Source organism: Peteryoungia desertarenae, assembly GCF_005860795.2.
GTDB lineage: Bacteria > Pseudomonadota > Alphaproteobacteria > Rhizobiales > Rhizobiaceae > Allorhizobium > Allorhizobium desertarenae.
Genome location: NZ_CP058350.1, coordinates 1,774,470 through 1,789,406, shown reverse-complemented (window position 1 = coordinate 1,789,406; position 14,937 = coordinate 1,774,470). Strand labels below are relative to the sequence as shown.

The window sequence follows — 14,937 nt, the reverse complement described above, 5'->3', positions numbered from 1 at the left end:
ATTCCATTATATTGAATTATTGTTCACCAAAATGGAACAGTCTGCGCTTCTCCAAACTTGATCCTGATCAATGCGGGGTTGTCGGCCCAGGCCCATTGTCAGGCCATAGAGGAAACATCCCCAAGAGGAGATCGCCATGTACAAGACCATTATCGTCCCTGTTGATTGCGCCCAGTTGGACAAAGGTGAGAAAATCCTGCGTCAGGCTGCAACGCTTCTGGACGAAGGCGGCGAGATCATTGTCATCAGTGTTGTCGAGGACATGCCAGGCTATATCGCCATCGACCTCCCGGTAGACGTGATTGAGGGAACGGTGCGCGATGCGCGTGCCAAGCTTACCGAGCTCAAGCAAAAGACCAATATCGATGCGAAGCTGGAAATCCGCTCTGGCGCGGCGGCCCGCGAGATCCTGGCTGCAGCCCAGGAACATCAGGCCGATCTCATCATCATCGCTTCGCATGTACCGGACTTCTCGAACTATCTGATCGGCGCCACTGCCGACCGTGTGGTCCGGCATGCCAAGTGCTCGGTGCTGGTGGACCGCTAAAGGCACGAGAGGAAAACGAAGATGAAAAACGTCTCTCCGGAAGACATCCTGCGGGCCCGCAAACTTGAGATCGAGACAAGGCTCAGGAAGATTGATGCCGATCTCGGTCGGCTGAAAAGCGCCGACAGCGAAGAGCGCGCGACTGAAAGCGAGAATGACGAGGTGCTCGAAGAATTCGGCCAGGTCGGCGAAGAGGAGCTCAAGGCCATCGACGCTGCACTCGACAGGCTGAAGGCCGGCACCTACGGAATTTGCGTCACCTGTGGTGAGCCGATTTCCGCCGAACGTCTGGCGGTCGTCCCCCACACCCCATTTTGTGAGGATTGCGTGCCAGGGCGCTAATCACTTTAATACGCTTGGGCGGGCCGAAACGGGTCGGGACTTGGTTCCCGGCCCATTCTTTTTTGGAGGAGACGGTCTCCGTCACTTCTTGCGCATGGCCTCGGCGAGCGCTGCACCCAGTCCGCCCATTGCGGGCTGTTCCGGCTTCGGCGGGCGGGCATTGGAATGTTTCATCGCGTTGGCATTGCCGCGCGCATCCCCGCGCATCGAGGGCTGTTGCGCCTCGCCGCCATCCTTGCGCATCGTGAGCGCGATGCGCTTGCGCTTGACATCGACCTCGACGACGCGGACCTTCACGACATCGCCTGCTTTCACCACCTCATGCGGATCCTTGACGAAGCGGTCGGCAAGCTGGGAGACGTGGACAAGGCCATCCTGATGCACGCCGATATCGACGAAGGCACCGAAGGCGGCGACATTGGTGACGGTGCCTTCGAGCGTCATGCCGACCTTGAGATCGGTGATTTCCTCAACCCCTTCGGCAAAGGTCGCGGTCTTGAAGGACGGACGCGGGTCCCGGCCGGGCTTTTCCAGTTCGGCCAGGATGTCCTTGACCGTCGGGAGGCCGAACTGCTCGTCGATGAAGCGTTTGGGATCGAGGCTTTTCAAGGTCGCGCTGTCGCCCATCAGCGAGCGCAGGTCGCGACCGCAAGCGGCGACGATCTTCTTCGCCACACCATAGGCTTCCGGGTGGACGGATGAGGCGTCGAGCGGTTCCTTGCCATTCGGGATACGCAGGAAGCCGGCGCATTGCTCAAAGGTGCGGGCGCCCAGGCGTGGGACCTTCAGCAGATCCTTGCGGCTTTCGAAGGCGCCGGTGGCATCGCGATGGGCAACGATGGCTTCCGCCGTCGTCTTGCCGAGACCGGAGACGCGCGCGAGCAGCGGGGCGGATGCCGTGTTGAGATCGACGCCGACGGCATTCACCGCATCTTCGACGACGGCATCGAGCGAGCGACCGAGTTTGCCCTGATCGACATCGTGCTGGTACTGGCCGACGCCGATCGACTTCGGCTCGATCTTGACGAGTTCCGCGAGCGGATCCTGCAGGCGGCGGGCAATCGAAACGGCGCCACGCAAGGATACGTCGAGATTGGGGAATTCCTTGGCGGCGGTTTCCGAGGCGGAATAGACGGAGGCACCCGCTTCCGAAACGATGACCTTCGTCGGCTTCGGCGCAGTCGACGGGAACTGGGCGAGCATGTCGGCCACGAGCTTTTCCGTCTCGCGGCTGCCCGTGCCATTGCCAATCGAGATCAGCTCGACCTTGTGCTTGCGGATGAGCGAGGCAAGCTCGGCCTGGGTGCCGCGAATGTCGTTCTTCGGCGGAAAGGGATAGACGGTCGTCGTTTCCACCACCTTGCCAGTGCCATCGACCACGGCGACCTTGACGCCGGTGCGGATGCCGGGATCAAGCCCCATGGTCGGGCGCGATCCGGCGGGGGCTGCCAGCAGCAGGTCTTTCAGATTGCGGGCGAAGACGTGGATGGCCTCTTCCTCGGCCCGCTCGCGCAATTCGCGCATCAGGTCGAGCGAGAGAGATGCGGAAAGCTTGACGCGCCAGGTCCAGCCGGCAACCTCCAGCAGCCATTGGTCTGCAGGGCCCTTGGCCGCGACCTGATAGGCGCTCGCGATCATGCGCTGGCTCGGCTTCACAGGGGCCGTGTCATCGCGGTCGACTTCGATCGATAGCGACAGGAATTCCTCGTTCCAGCCGCGCAGCATGGCGAGCGCCCGGTGGCCGGGGACGGTTGCCCAGCGTTCGGAATGGTCGAAATAGTCAGCGAACTTGGCGCCGGCCTCGGCCTTGCCGTCGACGAGCTTCGAATAGAGGATCGCGCGATCCTTCATGTCGTTGCGCAGGCGACCGATGAGATCGGCATTTTCCGAGATCTGCTCGGCGATGATGTCACGGGCACCTTCGAGCGCCGTCTTCACGTCCGGCACATCTTCGGTGATGTAACCGGCTGCGAGCTGTTGCGGGTCGCTCATGCGGTCGGCGAGGATCGCATCGGCAAGCGGCTGCAGCCCCTTCTCGCGGGCGATCTCGGCGCGGGTGCGACGCTTGGGCTTGTAGGGCAGATAGAGGTCTTCAAGCTCGGCCTTGGTGGTGACCGAGGCGATCTTGCGCGCGAGCTCATCGGTCATCTTGCCCTGGCCGTCAATGCTTTCGAAGATCGATTTGCGACGGGCGGCAAGCTCACGCAGATAGATCAGCCGTTCGGCGAGATTGCGCAGCTGGGTATCATCAAGACCGCCGGTGACTTCCTTGCGGTAGCGGGCGATGAAGGGAACCGTGGCACCCTCATCCAGCAGGCCAACGGCGGCAGTGACCTGATCGGGACGGGCATTGATCTCGGTGGCGATGAGGGCGGCAATGGATCTGATGTCGTCGGCCATGGGTCTTCCGTCTGATCGTTGAGGGGCGGACCATAGCGAGGGAATGCGGCAAGGCAAGCCTGTCAGCCTGCCAGTTTGCGCCTTACGGCCTCGGCAATGAAGCCGGATCGGGTATATCCCTGACGCTCGGCCGCCTTGTTCAGCCTCATTAGCAGGTGCTCTTCCATTGTGATGGTCACCTTCACGGCACGACCAGGAATATCCACAGGTAGAAGTGTCACCAATTCGGATGTTGCGAAATCCACGGCAAACTCCGGATCAGCACGCAAGACGTCGAGACTACGGAACTCGGGGAGAGTTTCGCCGTCCTGAAGCATCATCTCGACATGCAGATCGAGCGCTTCCTTACCGTCGAGTAACAATTCGTCGAGCGACGTTGCAGCGGAGATGCAGCCGGGAAGATCCGGAAAAGATATGCCATAGCTCTCATTGTCCCTGTGGATCAATGCGACGATCTGCATGTCAGCGGTCTCTCTTTCTCTGTTCATTTGGGTGGCCAGTTCCAGCCGGCCTGTCGCCATATTGAACGCAGTGTCCCAACCGGAATATCGCGCTTTGGATGGGGAACCGTCACGCGACCAGGCTTTGATGGGTGCCGGTAGTGCTTGTGACTGCCTTTCTGGCCAACCTCGAACCATCCCTCGGCGAGCAGCCTGCGCAGTACCTCATGGCTCGTCACCGACACCTCCCCAATACGTATTTATAGGTATAACACTTGATCGACGCAAGCTCATCCCTGAATTCCCAGGGGCGAAGGTGCGAAACGCTTGACCTTTCGCCTCCCTCCCCTTAACCGCCGGGCATTCCCTTGTGGCATTGGAGGCTGGCGATGAAGGTTTTGTTGATCGGTTCGGGTGGACGCGAACATGCGCTGGCCTGGAAGATCGCCCAGTCGCCGCTGCTGACGAAGCTCTACGCCGCGCCCGGCAATCCCGGCATCGCCGAGGAAACGGAGCTTGTTACTCTCGATACGGATGATCACGCCGCTGTCGTCGCCTTCTGCAAGGACAAGGGCATCGACTTCGTCGTCGTCGGGCCGGAAGCGCCGCTGGTCGCCGGCATTGCCGACCGACTTCGGGACGCTGGCATTGCGGTGTTTGGTCCGTCGGCGGCTGCGGCCCAGCTCGAGGGCTCCAAGGGCTTTACCAAGGATGTCTGCGCCCGCTTCAACATTCCGACCGGTGCCTATCAGCGCTTCAACAATGCCCCCAAGGCCAAGGCCTATGTGCGCCAGCAGGGTGCACCCATCGTCATCAAGGCCGATGGACTTGCCGCCGGCAAGGGTGTGACGGTTGCCATGACGCTCGACGAGGCGCTCGCCGCCATCGACGACTGCTTCGAGGGCGCCTTCGGGGCAGCCGGTGCCGAAGTCGTGGTCGAAGCCTTCCTCGATGGCGAAGAAGCGAGCTTCTTCTGTCTCTCGGATGGCAAGTCGCTTCTGCCGCTTGCGACGGCCCAGGACCACAAGCGTGTGGGTGACGGCGACACCGGCCCGAACACCGGCGGCATGGGCGCATACTCCCCGGCGCCAGTGATGACGCCTGAGATGGTCGGGCGGACGATGAAGGAAATTATCGAGCCAACCATGCGCGGCATGGCAGACATGGGGCATCCCTTCCAGGGCGTGTTCTTCGCCGGGCTGATGATCACGCAGAAGGGTCCGGAACTCATTGAATACAATGTCCGCTTCGGTGATCCGGAATGCCAGGTGCTGATGATGCGGCTAAAGAGCGATCTCTTGCCGATCCTCCATGCCTCCGCCACCGGCACACTGGACAAGGTTTCCGCCGAGTGGAGCGAGGACCCGGCGTTGACCGTGGTGCTGGCATCCAAGGGCTATCCCGGCGCCTATGACAAGGCGACGCCGATTGCCTCGCTGCCTGAGGCCGGGGACGGCGCAAAAGTCTTCCATGCCGGCACCGCGCTGAAGGACGGCCAGCTGGTTGCGACAGGTGGGCGCGTCTTGAATGCGACTGCCCTGGGGCCGACGGTTGCCGAGGCAAAGGCACGCGCCTATCAACTGGTGGACGCGGTCGCCTGGGAAAACGGCTTTTGCCGTCGCGACATCGGCTGGCGGGCAATCGACCGGAACGAAAACTAGGGACCAGAGACCAGGCCGATGATGCTTTTTTGCGTTTCGTTCAAATTTTACCAATCTGCCTGACCGGATTGAAAGAAAAGCCCGCTATCGTCCCCCTCAAGAGATTGATGGGATATACGTGATGCGACACCTAGTTCTGACCCTCACCCTTGTGGCCACTGCCAGCCCTGCCCTGGCGTCGTCCATTGAGTTCGTGACCGGCCTGGAGGCTGAGACCCGCAGCGTGATTACCCGCAGTTGCGCGGACTGCCCGCCCCCGGTCGAAAACAATACGCTGACCTATGTCGTGCCGTCGCTCGAGATCGGCGAGCAGAGCGCCGAAGTCGTTAGCGTCGATGGCGAACAGAAGATCAAGCGCATTGAAAGCTGGCTTGGCGGCTCTCCCGTCGTGGTGGTGACCTCGGCCAAGGGCTGGGAAACCACCGGCAGCATGATCCTCGCGCGGGGCTCCAAGACCGATCTCGGCATTGACGAAAAAGCAACCACGGCTGCCGTCGAACCGATGGCCCCCGAAGGTATTGTTCTGCAGGGCACTGCCCCCGATGTCGCCGGTTTCGAACTCCGCCTGAGATAAGATTGCCCGGTTTCCAGGCGGCATTCACGATCCATGCCGCCTGGCCTTCGTGAGGTGACACGGACAGAACGCCCGGTTCAGCCGGGCGTTTTGCCGTTCTTGAGCACCAATCCGGCAGTATACCTTTTTTTCAGAATATTCGGTTAGGTTTGTATTTACCAAAGTGTATTTGCCCCGTTCCCTGACAGGACGGGCCTCTGGTCCAATTGTCGGGACATGATGATCCGAACATCGCTCAACCTCTTCGCCCGGCAGGCCGCACGGTTCACGTGGCCTGCAGAAGGACATATTCGTCATGCGGAATCTCAAGATATCCTTCCAGCTTTTCATTCTCATCGGGGCGTTGATGGCAGCCTTTGCGGTTGCAACCTTCTTCCAGATCCAGTCGGCGTCAAAATCAATCTACAGCGAACGCTACGACATGCTGCGTACCCAGGTGGAAAGCGGGATTTCCATTCTGAAGGCCTATCAGGCCCGTGAAGCGGCAGGCGAACTGACACGTGATGAGGCCCAGAAGCAGGCCTATGACGTGCTGTCAAAGGTCCGGTTCGAACCGAATGGCTATCTGTTTGGTGTCGACCACAATGTGGTTCTGACCTTCCATCCCGTCCCGACACTGGTTGGCATCGACCAGCGCAACAAGCCCGACAAGATGGGCAATCTGTTTCTGGAAGACATGATCGCCAAGGGACGCCAGGGCGGCGGGATTACCGAATACTACTGGGAAAAGCCAGGCGGCAATCCGGATGACCTGTTCCTGAAGGCGGCTTATGCCAAGGGTTTTGAACCCTGGGGCGTGGTCGTTGTGACCGGTGTCTACATTGATGACCTCGCCGTGAAAATCCATGAAATGATCTGGCGCGCGGTCGGCATCGGCGCCCTTGTGACGGCTGCCGGCATCGCCATTGCGATCTTTGTCATTCGCGGGATTACCCGACCGCTGTCCGATATCCATGCCGCCTTGAGCGCCGTCGCCGATGACGACGTGAAGCTTTTCATTCCCCATACAGAGATGGGCAATGAAGTCGGCATGATGGCCAAGGCGACCCTTGCCCTGCAGGCCAAGATCCGCGAGCGCCAGTCGCTTGCCAAGCGGCAGAAGGCGCAGGAGCAGGAGCTCGACCAGGAGCGCCAGCAGAATGCGCTGCTTCAGCAGGAGGAGGCCAAGCAGCAGGCGCATGCCGTCACCACCATCGGCAAGGCGCTGGAACAGATGGCACACGGCGATCTCACCATTCGCTGCGCCGATCTTGGGCCGAAATATGCAGCCCTGCGCGACAACTTCAACGAAGCGCTGCAGCGCCTGGAAGAGGCGATGGCCCGCGTTACCCTGAAGGGCAATGATATTGCTGTCTCCAAGGAAGAGATCCGTCGTGCCTCCGGCGAGCTGGCGAGCCGCACCGAACGGCAGGCGGCGAACCTCGAAGAGACCTCGGCAGCCCTAGACGAACTGACCGTCGCCGTTCGCCAGACGGCGGATGGTGCTCGCGAAGCGGCCAGCAGGGTTGGCTCTGTCAGCTTTGAAGCCAAGCAGAGCGATCTAATCGTCGAAAAGGCCATTCGCGCCATGAGCGGCATTGAGCAGTCGTCGGCCGAGATCACCAAAATCATTGGCGTGATCGACGAGATCGCCTTCCAGACCAATCTTCTGGCGCTGAATGCCGGCGTCGAGGCGGCACGCGCTGGCGAAAGCGGCAAGGGCTTTGCCGTTGTCGCCCAGGAAGTGCGCGAACTTGCCCAGCGTTCAGCAGCCGCCGCCAAGGAGATCAAGGACCAGATCGCCCGGTCATCCGCGCAGGTTGGCGAGGGCGTCGACCTGGTTGCCCAGGCCGGCGAAGCCCTGAAGCGCATTTCCGACCAGATCGCCGGGGCGAACGATATCGTCTCGAAGATTTCGCACAGCGCTCAGGAACAGGACACGACCCTGCGGTCGATTTCTGCCTCAATGAACCAGCTCGATCAGGCGACCCAGCAAAATGCCGCCATGGCCGAGGAGACCACGGCGTCCGCTGAGGTTCTTGCCAATGACACCGGCGACCTTCTGGAGCTGATCGGCAGCTTCAAGACCGGTCAGCAGGGTTTGGGCCAGCAGCAGTATCGCATGGCGGGCTGAAGAGCCCCTGTCACGAACGTGAAACGAAAGGGCCGCCGGAGCGATCCGGCGGCCTTGTCGTTTCAGCTGCTCCGATCGATGTACTCTGCGAGCCGATCAAGCTCGCGATCCGAGAAGACGGTGATGCCCGCCTGACGCATCAAAGCTGCGGTGACACCGAAGCCGGGATGACGGGTGCCGGAAAACGAACCATCATAGATGAAGCCCGACCCGCAGGAGGGGCTGCCGTCGATGAGGAGCGCGACCGCGCAGCCCTGTTCGCGGGCGAAGGCGACGGCCTTCTTGCCACCCTCGACGAATGCCTCCGTGACATCGCCGCCCGTGATCCCCATGACCCGGGCCCGGCCGGCCAGCACATCATCGCCGTCCATGCCACCTTCGATCTCGGCGGGCGGACGCGGCGTCGGCAGGCCGCCGGCCTGTTCGGGACAGTAGCCGACAAGGCGACCCTCGGCCTTCCAGCGCTCGATCAAGGGATCGTGCAGTGGCTTTCCCTTGCCATCGTAACGGACGGGGCGGCCGAGCAGGCAGGCGCTGATGAGGATCTTGGGGGGCATCATAGATCACCGAGGTGCCGCAGGAAGTCACTCTTTTCGTGCAGAATGCGGACGACTTCAATCACGTCAGACGCCATTTTGCGATAGAAGATCAGGTGGTTATTGACGCGAAGCCGCCCGTAGCCGCATGCTACTACAAAAGTCTGCTGCCCTAATTCCGGTGTCAGGGCCAGGCGGTCAAAAGCATCGAAGAGGTCGTCGATGTAGCGATCCGCTCGCGCGGCAGATCGTGTGCGGCACGTATAATCCCAGATCGCATCCATGTCCTCCTCGGCAGAAGGACGCAGACGGTAGCCGATCATCGCATATATTTCTCGCGCACACGAGCTTTGAATTCGTCACGATCGACTTGACGCGCCGGCCCGCTGTTCTCGCCTTCGATCAGCGCATTGCGCAGCCATTCGATCCGCGCCTGTTCTTCTTGCAGAAGCTTGAGGCCGGCCTCCACCACGTCTTCGGCAGACTTGAAGGCGCCACTTTCGAGCTGGGCCTCGACGAAGCTGTCATAGGGCTCGGCAATGGTGACCTGAACGGGCTTGTTCATGGGGATGGCTCCAGCTCACTTCTAAACCATTCTAGCACAGGATGCCGACCTCGGAAAACTCGCTGCATTACACGAAAAACCCCGCCGAAGCGGGGTCTCACATCATCAGCCTGTGATCTTGGAGAAGTCGGCGACCGTGGCCGTCGCCTCGCGGATGGCCTTCAGGAGCGCCAGGCGGTTGGCGCGGATCGCGGCATCCTCGTCGTTGACCAGGACATCCTCGAAGAATGTGTCGACCGGGCCGCGCAGCGTCGAGAGCGCCTGCATGGCGGAGCGGAAGTCTTCCGCTGCCACGGCTTCGGCTGCCGATTTCGAGGCGGACTGAATGGCGGCGAAGAGGGACTTTTCCGCGTCGAGCTTCAAGAGCGCTTGCGAAACTCCATCGGCGACGACAGTGCCCTTCTTTTCTTCGGCAGCCAAAAGCTGGGTGGCGCGCTTGGTGCCGGCCAAGAGGTTCAAACCGTCTTCCGAGGCTATGAAGGCGGTCAAGGCTTCTGCGCGACGGGCGATAGATAGAAGTCTTTTGGTATTTTGGATTCCGGGCATAAGCGGGTCACGACGCATTCCCATGTCGAACACCGCGTCTACATAATCGGCTCGTATCCCTAGGTCTTTCAGTTGAACTTTGAGGCGATCCGCAAAGAAAGTGGATAGGTCAAACGCGTTGTCGAGGGGTGAAGAGTATTCACACGCCTTTGCATGTTCATAAACGATTGAGAGAACATCTATATCTACTTCGCGTTCCAAAATCATGCGCACGACACCCAACGCCGCACGGCGCAGCGCATAGGGGTCCTTCGAGCCGGTCGGCTTTTCGTCGATCGCCCAGAAGCCCACAAGCGTGTCGAGCTTGTCGGCGAGCGCGACGGTGAGGCCCACCTTGTCCTCCGGCAGACGGTCGGACGGACCGTTCGGCTTCCAGTGGTCCTCGATCGCGGCGGCGACGGAGGCGTTTTCGCCCTGCAGCAGCGCATATTTGCGGCCCATGGCGCCCTGGAGTTCGGGGAATTCGCCGACGGCTTCGGTGCGGAGATCGGCCTTGGCCAGCACCACGGCGCGGTCAACGAGGGCGGCTTCGGCGCCGACAACAGGCGCCAGCACCTTGGCCAGTTCGCGGATACGCGCGACGCGCTCACCCTGCGTACCGAGCTTGGCGTGGAAGGTGACGTTCAGCGCGTCGAGCTTGGCCATGCGCTGGTCGAGCGGCTTCTTGAGATCCAGGTCGAACTTCGTGGCCGAGGCCTTCAGCGTATCGAGGTCCGGCAGGTCGCCCTGGTCGCGCTTCCAGAAATGCAGGGCATCCGACAGGCGTGCGCGCACGACCTTGCCATTGCCATGCATGATCTCGCGGCCGCCATCGGTGGCCTCAATGTTGGAGATCAGGATGAAATGGTTGGAGAGCTTGTCGGTCTCACCCTGCGGGCGCACGACAAAGCACTTCTGGTTGGTCTTGATCGTCAGGCGGATGATCTCGGCGGGGATCGAGAGGTAATCCTCTTCAAACGTGCCGAGCAGGACCTGCGGCCATTCGACGAGGCCGGAGACTTCTTCCAGCAGGCCCTCGTCCTCGACCAGTTCGAGACCATTGGCAAAGGCGATGTCGCGGGCGTCGTGCAGGATCATGTCCTTGCGGCGCTCAGCATCAAGGATGACCTTGGCGCGTTCGAGGCTAGAGACGTAGTCGTCGAACCGCTTGACGGTGATGGCGTCAGGCGCGTGGAAGCGGTGGCCATAGGTGACGTTGCCGGCCACGATGCCATCGATCTCGAAGGGGATGACCTGGACTTCGTCATGCTCGGGGCCGAAGGTGCAGACGATGGACTGCAACGGGCGCACCCAGCGCAGGCTTTCCGAGCCCTTGCCCTCGATGCCGCCGAAACTTGAACCCTTGGGCATGGAGGCAAAGCCGGAGCGCATCGACTTCGGCCAGGGGAAGGCCCTGATGATGCCCGGCATCACATCAGCGATGATCTCTTCGGCCGCGCGACCCGGCTTTTCCATGATAGCAACGTAGAAATCGCCCTTCTTCGGATCGGTCTTGATCGTGGCCTGATCGATAGAGGTGAGGCCCGCGCCACGCAGGAAGCCATCGATGGCGCCTTGAGGTGCCGAGACGCTCGGTCCCTTCTTCTCTTCCTTGATATCGGCCGAGCGGGCGGTGAGGCCGCGGATATCCAGCGTCAGGCGCCGCGGCGTCCAGTATTCACGCGCGCCCTCATAGGTGAGACCCGCATCGACAAGCGCATCGGTGACCATCTTCTTCAGATCGCCAGCCGCCTTGCGCTGCATGCGCGCGGGGATTTCTTCGGAGCGGAGTTCGAGCAGGAGATCAGGCATCGATTGAGACTTTTCGCTTGTTGCAGACGGCTGCGGCGGACTTAGCAAGCCGCGCGGCAAAAGTCATCCTTGGATCGGTGCAAAATGGTGGTGGGGCAGGCGGTGTTAGGCTTTCCCCTTTGTTTCGCCTTATGGTCACCCCCACCCGCCGCTACGCGGTAACCTCCCCCCTCAAGGGGGAGGTGGGCGGGTGGCTACCACCCTCCCCCGCCGCCGCCGCCACCGCCGCCGCCGGAGAAGCCGCCGGAGAAACCCGAGGAGGACGAGGAACTGGAGGGGGGCGGGGTCGGGATGGTGGAGGCGATGGTTGAGGCCATCGAGGAGGAGAAGCCACCGATACGGTCGGCAAAGCCGAAGCGATTGCTACCATGATACCAGCCGGGCTGGTAGTTTTCGGCAGCAGCAGCACCGACGGCTGCCGAGGCAAGCCAGTTCTCGAAAGCCTGGCTCCAGGGCTTTTCAACGCCGAGCGCGACAGCAAAAGGCAGAAGCTTCTCGAAATGGGCCGGCGACATGGTTGGCGCGCCCGCCATGTTCATCCGGTCTTTTTCCGCCAGCGTCAGATAGATGCGCAGGCCCTCGATCCCATCCATCAGGCGGCGGCCAAGCGGGGTTGGCGCCCCCATCAGATAGAGGAAAAGCAGGTTCACCAGGATGATGCCGCCGATGGCGAGGATGACGTGCAGTTGTCCTGACGCGGACATGTCGAACAGGATAGAGGCAACGATCAGGGCAAAGACGCTGAGACCGATGAAACCGAAAAAGGCCAGCACCAGAATTGTGATGATGCGGACGATCAGCGGCCTGTTGCGCTGCATCGCCTTGCCGAACCCAACGGAGAAGACCCCGAAAAAGATCGCAAAGAAGCTTGGAATGATCATCAGCGCCACGGCGTCATCATCCAGAGTTCCGAAAACGAGGAGCGAGATGAAGAAGGCCACGCTCATGGCAATGCCCACAAAGATGTAACCGCTATTGGCGCGGTAGTATTTGTCCGCATGCTCCTTTTCGATGGCGGACCGGAAACTTTCGCCGAGCTTCTTGACCCTCTCTCCATTCTCCTTGTCGATGGTCAGGCTTTCTCCCGTTTGGCCGATTTCATCCATCAGCACGGCCTGCCCGACAGGCAGCTTGTCCTTCAGCGGTTTACCCGTGCGGCGAATGACGATGCTCTTGTCAAGGTCGTCGAGCTCAACATAACCCTTCACCGCCAGATCGAGGGCAGACGCGGAGAGAGCAGTCCAGCCGGCACCGGAGAAACCCTTGTTGTCGACATAGTTGACCAATGCGGGAGAAATTCCGTCTGGCGCATCCCATCTCGGCACAATGACGCCCTTGGCTGGATCGCGACCAACCGCAATCCAGGCGCGGAGATAAAAGGCGAAGACGATGATAAAACCGCCGACGGAAATAATCGAATTGATGTTGTCGCGCAGGGTCCACCAGAAGCTGTCACTGGCCGAGGGTGCAGCCACCAACCCCTTGTCGAAGGCGAGAACGATGGTGAGGCCCTCCTGAGGGCCGAGCGGGCGAGTGGTTTCGAACTCAAGCCCACCGCTGCCCGGCACAACACGCGCCTCGGTTTCGCTTGAACCGACTGCACCTGTAAAGACTGCAGTGCGGGTGGGTTCCGCACCCTCCGGAAGCCCGACCGTTGCCGATGCCTGTTCAATCGGGAACATCCAGCCATTGCCCGTGACGTTCCAATAGAGCTCGTCATGATCGTCGAAATAGCGGATCTGGCGTCCGGTGCGATAGGTAATGGTATAGGTGTAGATGCCCGGTTCCAGCAGCACATCGGCAGAGCCGGCATAGATGCGGATGCCCCCGGCGATGCTTTCCGTATGATAGGGTTCGGGCTGACCGTCCCGCTCGACCGACAGAAGTTCAAAATCGACCTTGCGTCGCAGTCCGTTTTCATCCTGCGCGTATAGCGGAAAATCCCGGAAGATGCCGCGACGGATCTGATCGCCTTCAGCGTTCACGGTGATCGTTTCGATCACCTCCAGCGTCGCATCGGGCTCCACGACGATATCGGCGTGGTAGTCGCGGATCACCTCTGCGGCTCCGGCACCCGAAACCATCCAGAGGGAAAGGAACAGCGCGGCGCAGAGGCGATAAAGCATGGGTTTATCCGTCGTGTTTGACCTGCTCGACACCCAGCGAGGCCAGTGCATCCCAGTAGCCGGGATAGGTCTTGGCGACGCAGCCGGGATCGAGAATGGTGATGTCATGAATTTTCAGGCCCGCGAGCGCAAAGCTCATGGCGATGCGGTGATCGGCAAAGGTGTCGATGTTAGCCGGGAGCGACTGGCCGGCGAGCGAAGGATCGGAGAAGACCAGGAGATCATCGCCCTCTTCCTTCGCCAGACCTTCCCGGATGTTGTTGAGGCCCGTCGAGACGGCACGGATGCGGTCGCATTCCTTGACGCGGAGGTTCTCGATGCCGACGAAACGCACCGGCGTCTCGTTGAAGGCGGCGAGCACGGCAATCGTCGGGATAGCGTCCTGCATCTGGCTGCCGTCGATCACGGCGGGCATGTTCGGAAACTGCGCGATCACGTCATAGGCTTTGGCATCGGGCTGGGTGAAAGCACCAGACGGCGTACCGATGTCGATCTCGCCCTTCGTCAGCACTTCCGCACCCCAGAGATAGGTGGCGGCAGAGGCGTCAGGCTCGATGTGGAAATTGGTTGCGGTATAGCCCGTCGGCTGGATGACCCAGGACGATGGTGTCGGCTGCTCGACCTTGGCGCCGAAGGCGCGCATGGCCGACAGGGTCAGGTCGATATAACCACGGGCGCCGATATCGGCACCGGCAAGCTCGATGGTGAACGGCTCGGAACCGCAGGCGGCGGCCATCTGCAGAGCCGAGACATATTGGCTGGACAGGCCGGCATCGATCACGACGTGATTCTTCCGGAATGCACCATTGGCATCGATGGCAACCGGCGGGCAGCCGGTTGGCGACTCGATGGTAACGCCCAGCGATTTCAGGGCTTCGACCAGCGGCTTGATCGGGCGCTTGCGCATATGTTCGTCGCCATCGACCACGTAACGGCCCTGGCCAAGGGCCAGAGCGGCAGTGAGGAAGCGGGTCGCTGTTCCGGCATTGCCGAGGAAGAGCGGGGCTGACGGGGCCTTGAGTTCACCGGAGCTGGTGACGACGAAGGTGGTGGCATCTGGCTCCTCGACGCTCACACCCATCTGACGCAGCGCGTCGGCCATATAGCGGGTGTCATCGCTTTTCAGCGCGCCGGTCAGGCGGCTCGTGCCCTTGGCGAGACCCGCGAGCAACAGCGCACGGTTGGTGATGGATTTCGAACCTGGAGGGCTCACCTTGCCGGTCAGGGCATGGGTGGGCGGGATGATTGTCACACTGTCTGTCTTCATGAACTCGGTCTCTTGTGCTGCGCCCGTGG

The 14,937-nt window shown here is 61.1% G+C and carries 14 protein-coding genes; 5 read left to right on the top strand and 9 right to left on the bottom strand.

Going from position 1 to position 14,937, the window contains the following annotated elements:
- Window positions 1-136: 136 nt before the first annotated feature.
- Both FE840_RS08470 and FE840_RS08465 read left to right on the top strand, forming a co-directional pair.
- Window positions 137-547 carry a universal stress protein gene (locus tag FE840_RS08470; protein ID WP_138285295.1) on the top strand — a complete coding sequence of 137 codons (411 nt, stop codon included), beginning with the start codon at window positions 137-139 and terminating at the stop codon, window positions 545-547.
- A gap of 21 nt (window positions 548-568) precedes the next feature.
- A complete protein-coding gene (locus tag FE840_RS08465) occupies window positions 569-889 on the top strand; it encodes a TraR/DksA family transcriptional regulator (RefSeq protein ID WP_138285296.1) in 321 nt (106 codons plus the stop codon).
- Between the two features lie 81 nt (window positions 890-970).
- On the opposite strand, the gene FE840_RS08460 is transcribed toward FE840_RS08465, so the two are convergent.
- The 3 genes from FE840_RS08460 to FE840_RS08450 all read right to left on the bottom strand — a co-directional run bounded on the left by FE840_RS08460 (window position 971) and on the right by FE840_RS08450 (window position 3,968).
- Window positions 971-3,289 (bottom strand): Tex family protein, encoded by a 2,319-nt coding sequence (locus FE840_RS08460; RefSeq protein ID WP_138285297.1) that lies wholly within the window; start codon window positions 3,287-3,289, stop codon window positions 971-973.
- 62 nt (window positions 3,290-3,351) lie between these two features.
- The gene (locus FE840_RS08455; RefSeq protein ID WP_210271783.1) at window positions 3,352-3,777 is read right to left on the bottom strand and encodes a type II toxin-antitoxin system HicB family antitoxin; all 426 of its coding nucleotides are present in this window, start codon (window positions 3,775-3,777) and stop codon (window positions 3,352-3,354) included.
- Window positions 3,774-3,968, bottom strand: a complete 195-nt coding sequence (locus FE840_RS08450) for a type II toxin-antitoxin system HicA family toxin (protein WP_138285298.1) — start codon at window positions 3,966-3,968, stop codon at window positions 3,774-3,776. Before FE840_RS08450 ends, FE840_RS08455 begins: the two co-directional genes overlap by 4 nt.
- Before the next feature lie 150 nt (window positions 3,969-4,118).
- Between FE840_RS08450 and purD the strand changes: the two genes are divergently transcribed.
- The 3 genes from purD to FE840_RS08435 all read left to right on the top strand — a co-directional run bounded on the left by purD (window position 4,119) and on the right by FE840_RS08435 (window position 8,077).
- A complete protein-coding gene (gene purD / locus FE840_RS08445; RefSeq protein ID WP_138285299.1) occupies window positions 4,119-5,390 on the top strand; it encodes a phosphoribosylamine--glycine ligase in 1,272 nt (423 codons plus the stop codon).
- Window positions 5,391-5,511: 121 nt separating this feature from the next.
- Window positions 5,512-5,964: a plant virulence effector HPE1-like domain-containing protein gene (locus FE840_RS08440; RefSeq protein WP_138285300.1), complete on the top strand. Its 453-nt coding sequence runs from the start codon at window positions 5,512-5,514 to the stop codon at window positions 5,962-5,964.
- 295 nt (window positions 5,965-6,259) lie between these two features.
- Window positions 6,260-8,077, top strand: a complete 1,818-nt coding sequence (locus FE840_RS08435) for a methyl-accepting chemotaxis protein (protein WP_138285301.1) — start codon at window positions 6,260-6,262, stop codon at window positions 8,075-8,077.
- Window positions 8,078-8,139: 62 nt separating this feature from the next.
- Here FE840_RS08435 and FE840_RS08430 read toward each other — a convergent pair whose 3' ends face one another.
- The 6 genes from FE840_RS08430 to FE840_RS08405 all read right to left on the bottom strand — a co-directional run bounded on the left by FE840_RS08430 (window position 8,140) and on the right by FE840_RS08405 (window position 14,908).
- Complete coding sequence (locus FE840_RS08430) at window positions 8,140-8,634, bottom strand: 2-thiouracil desulfurase family protein (RefSeq protein ID WP_171033625.1); 495 nt, start codon at window positions 8,632-8,634, stop codon at window positions 8,140-8,142.
- The gene (locus tag FE840_RS08425) at window positions 8,634-8,936 is read right to left on the bottom strand and encodes a type II toxin-antitoxin system RelE/ParE family toxin (protein ID WP_138285303.1); all 303 of its coding nucleotides are present in this window, start codon (window positions 8,934-8,936) and stop codon (window positions 8,634-8,636) included. Before FE840_RS08425 ends, FE840_RS08430 begins: the two co-directional genes overlap by 1 nt.
- Window positions 8,933-9,178, bottom strand: a complete 246-nt coding sequence (locus tag FE840_RS08420; protein WP_138285304.1) for a type II toxin-antitoxin system ParD family antitoxin — start codon at window positions 9,176-9,178, stop codon at window positions 8,933-8,935. The genes FE840_RS08425 and FE840_RS08420 overlap by 4 nt, the downstream gene beginning before the upstream one ends.
- Window positions 9,179-9,283: 105 nt before the next feature.
- The gene (gene glyS / locus FE840_RS08415) at window positions 9,284-11,515 is read right to left on the bottom strand and encodes a glycine--tRNA ligase subunit beta (RefSeq protein ID WP_138285305.1); all 2,232 of its coding nucleotides are present in this window, start codon (window positions 11,513-11,515) and stop codon (window positions 9,284-9,286) included.
- Between the two features lie 194 nt (window positions 11,516-11,709).
- The gene (locus FE840_RS08410) at window positions 11,710-13,641 is read right to left on the bottom strand and encodes a DUF2207 domain-containing protein (protein ID WP_138285306.1); all 1,932 of its coding nucleotides are present in this window, start codon (window positions 13,639-13,641) and stop codon (window positions 11,710-11,712) included.
- Window positions 13,642-13,645: 4 nt separating this feature from the next.
- Window positions 13,646-14,908, bottom strand: a complete 1,263-nt coding sequence (locus tag FE840_RS08405; protein ID WP_138285307.1) for a 3-phosphoshikimate 1-carboxyvinyltransferase — start codon at window positions 14,906-14,908, stop codon at window positions 13,646-13,648.
- Window positions 14,909-14,937: the final 29 nt, after the last annotated feature.

Bases quoted from the DNA above. Each gene is read 5' to 3' on its own strand.
- FE840_RS08470 (WP_138285295.1), top strand. From the start codon at position 137: ATGTACAAGACCATTATCGTCCCTGTTGATTGCGCCCAGTTGGACAAA.
- FE840_RS08465 (WP_138285296.1), top strand. From the start codon at position 569: ATGAAAAACGTCTCTCCGGAAGACATCCTGCGGGCCCGCAAACTTGAG.
- FE840_RS08460 (WP_138285297.1), bottom strand. From the start codon at position 3,289: ATGGCCGACGACATCAGATCCATTGCCGCCCTCATCGCCACCGAGATC.
- FE840_RS08455 (WP_210271783.1), bottom strand. From the start codon at position 3,777: ATGAACAGAGAAAGAGAGACCGCTGACATGCAGATCGTCGCATTGATC.
- purD (WP_138285299.1), top strand. From the start codon at position 4,119: ATGAAGGTTTTGTTGATCGGTTCGGGTGGACGCGAACATGCGCTGGCC.
- FE840_RS08440 (WP_138285300.1), top strand. From the start codon at position 5,512: ATGCGACACCTAGTTCTGACCCTCACCCTTGTGGCCACTGCCAGCCCT.
- FE840_RS08435 (WP_138285301.1), top strand. From the start codon at position 6,260: ATGCGGAATCTCAAGATATCCTTCCAGCTTTTCATTCTCATCGGGGCG.
- FE840_RS08430 (WP_171033625.1), bottom strand. From the start codon at position 8,634: ATGCCCCCCAAGATCCTCATCAGCGCCTGCCTGCTCGGCCGCCCCGTC.
- FE840_RS08425 (WP_138285303.1), bottom strand. From the start codon at position 8,936: ATGATCGGCTACCGTCTGCGTCCTTCTGCCGAGGAGGACATGGATGCG.
- FE840_RS08420 (WP_138285304.1), bottom strand. From the start codon at position 9,178: ATGAACAAGCCCGTTCAGGTCACCATTGCCGAGCCCTATGACAGCTTC.
- glyS (WP_138285305.1), bottom strand. From the start codon at position 11,515: ATGCCTGATCTCCTGCTCGAACTCCGCTCCGAAGAAATCCCCGCGCGC.
- FE840_RS08410 (WP_138285306.1), bottom strand. From the start codon at position 13,641: ATGCTTTATCGCCTCTGCGCCGCGCTGTTCCTTTCCCTCTGGATGGTT.
- FE840_RS08405 (WP_138285307.1), bottom strand. From the start codon at position 14,908: ATGAAGACAGACAGTGTGACAATCATCCCGCCCACCCATGCCCTGACC.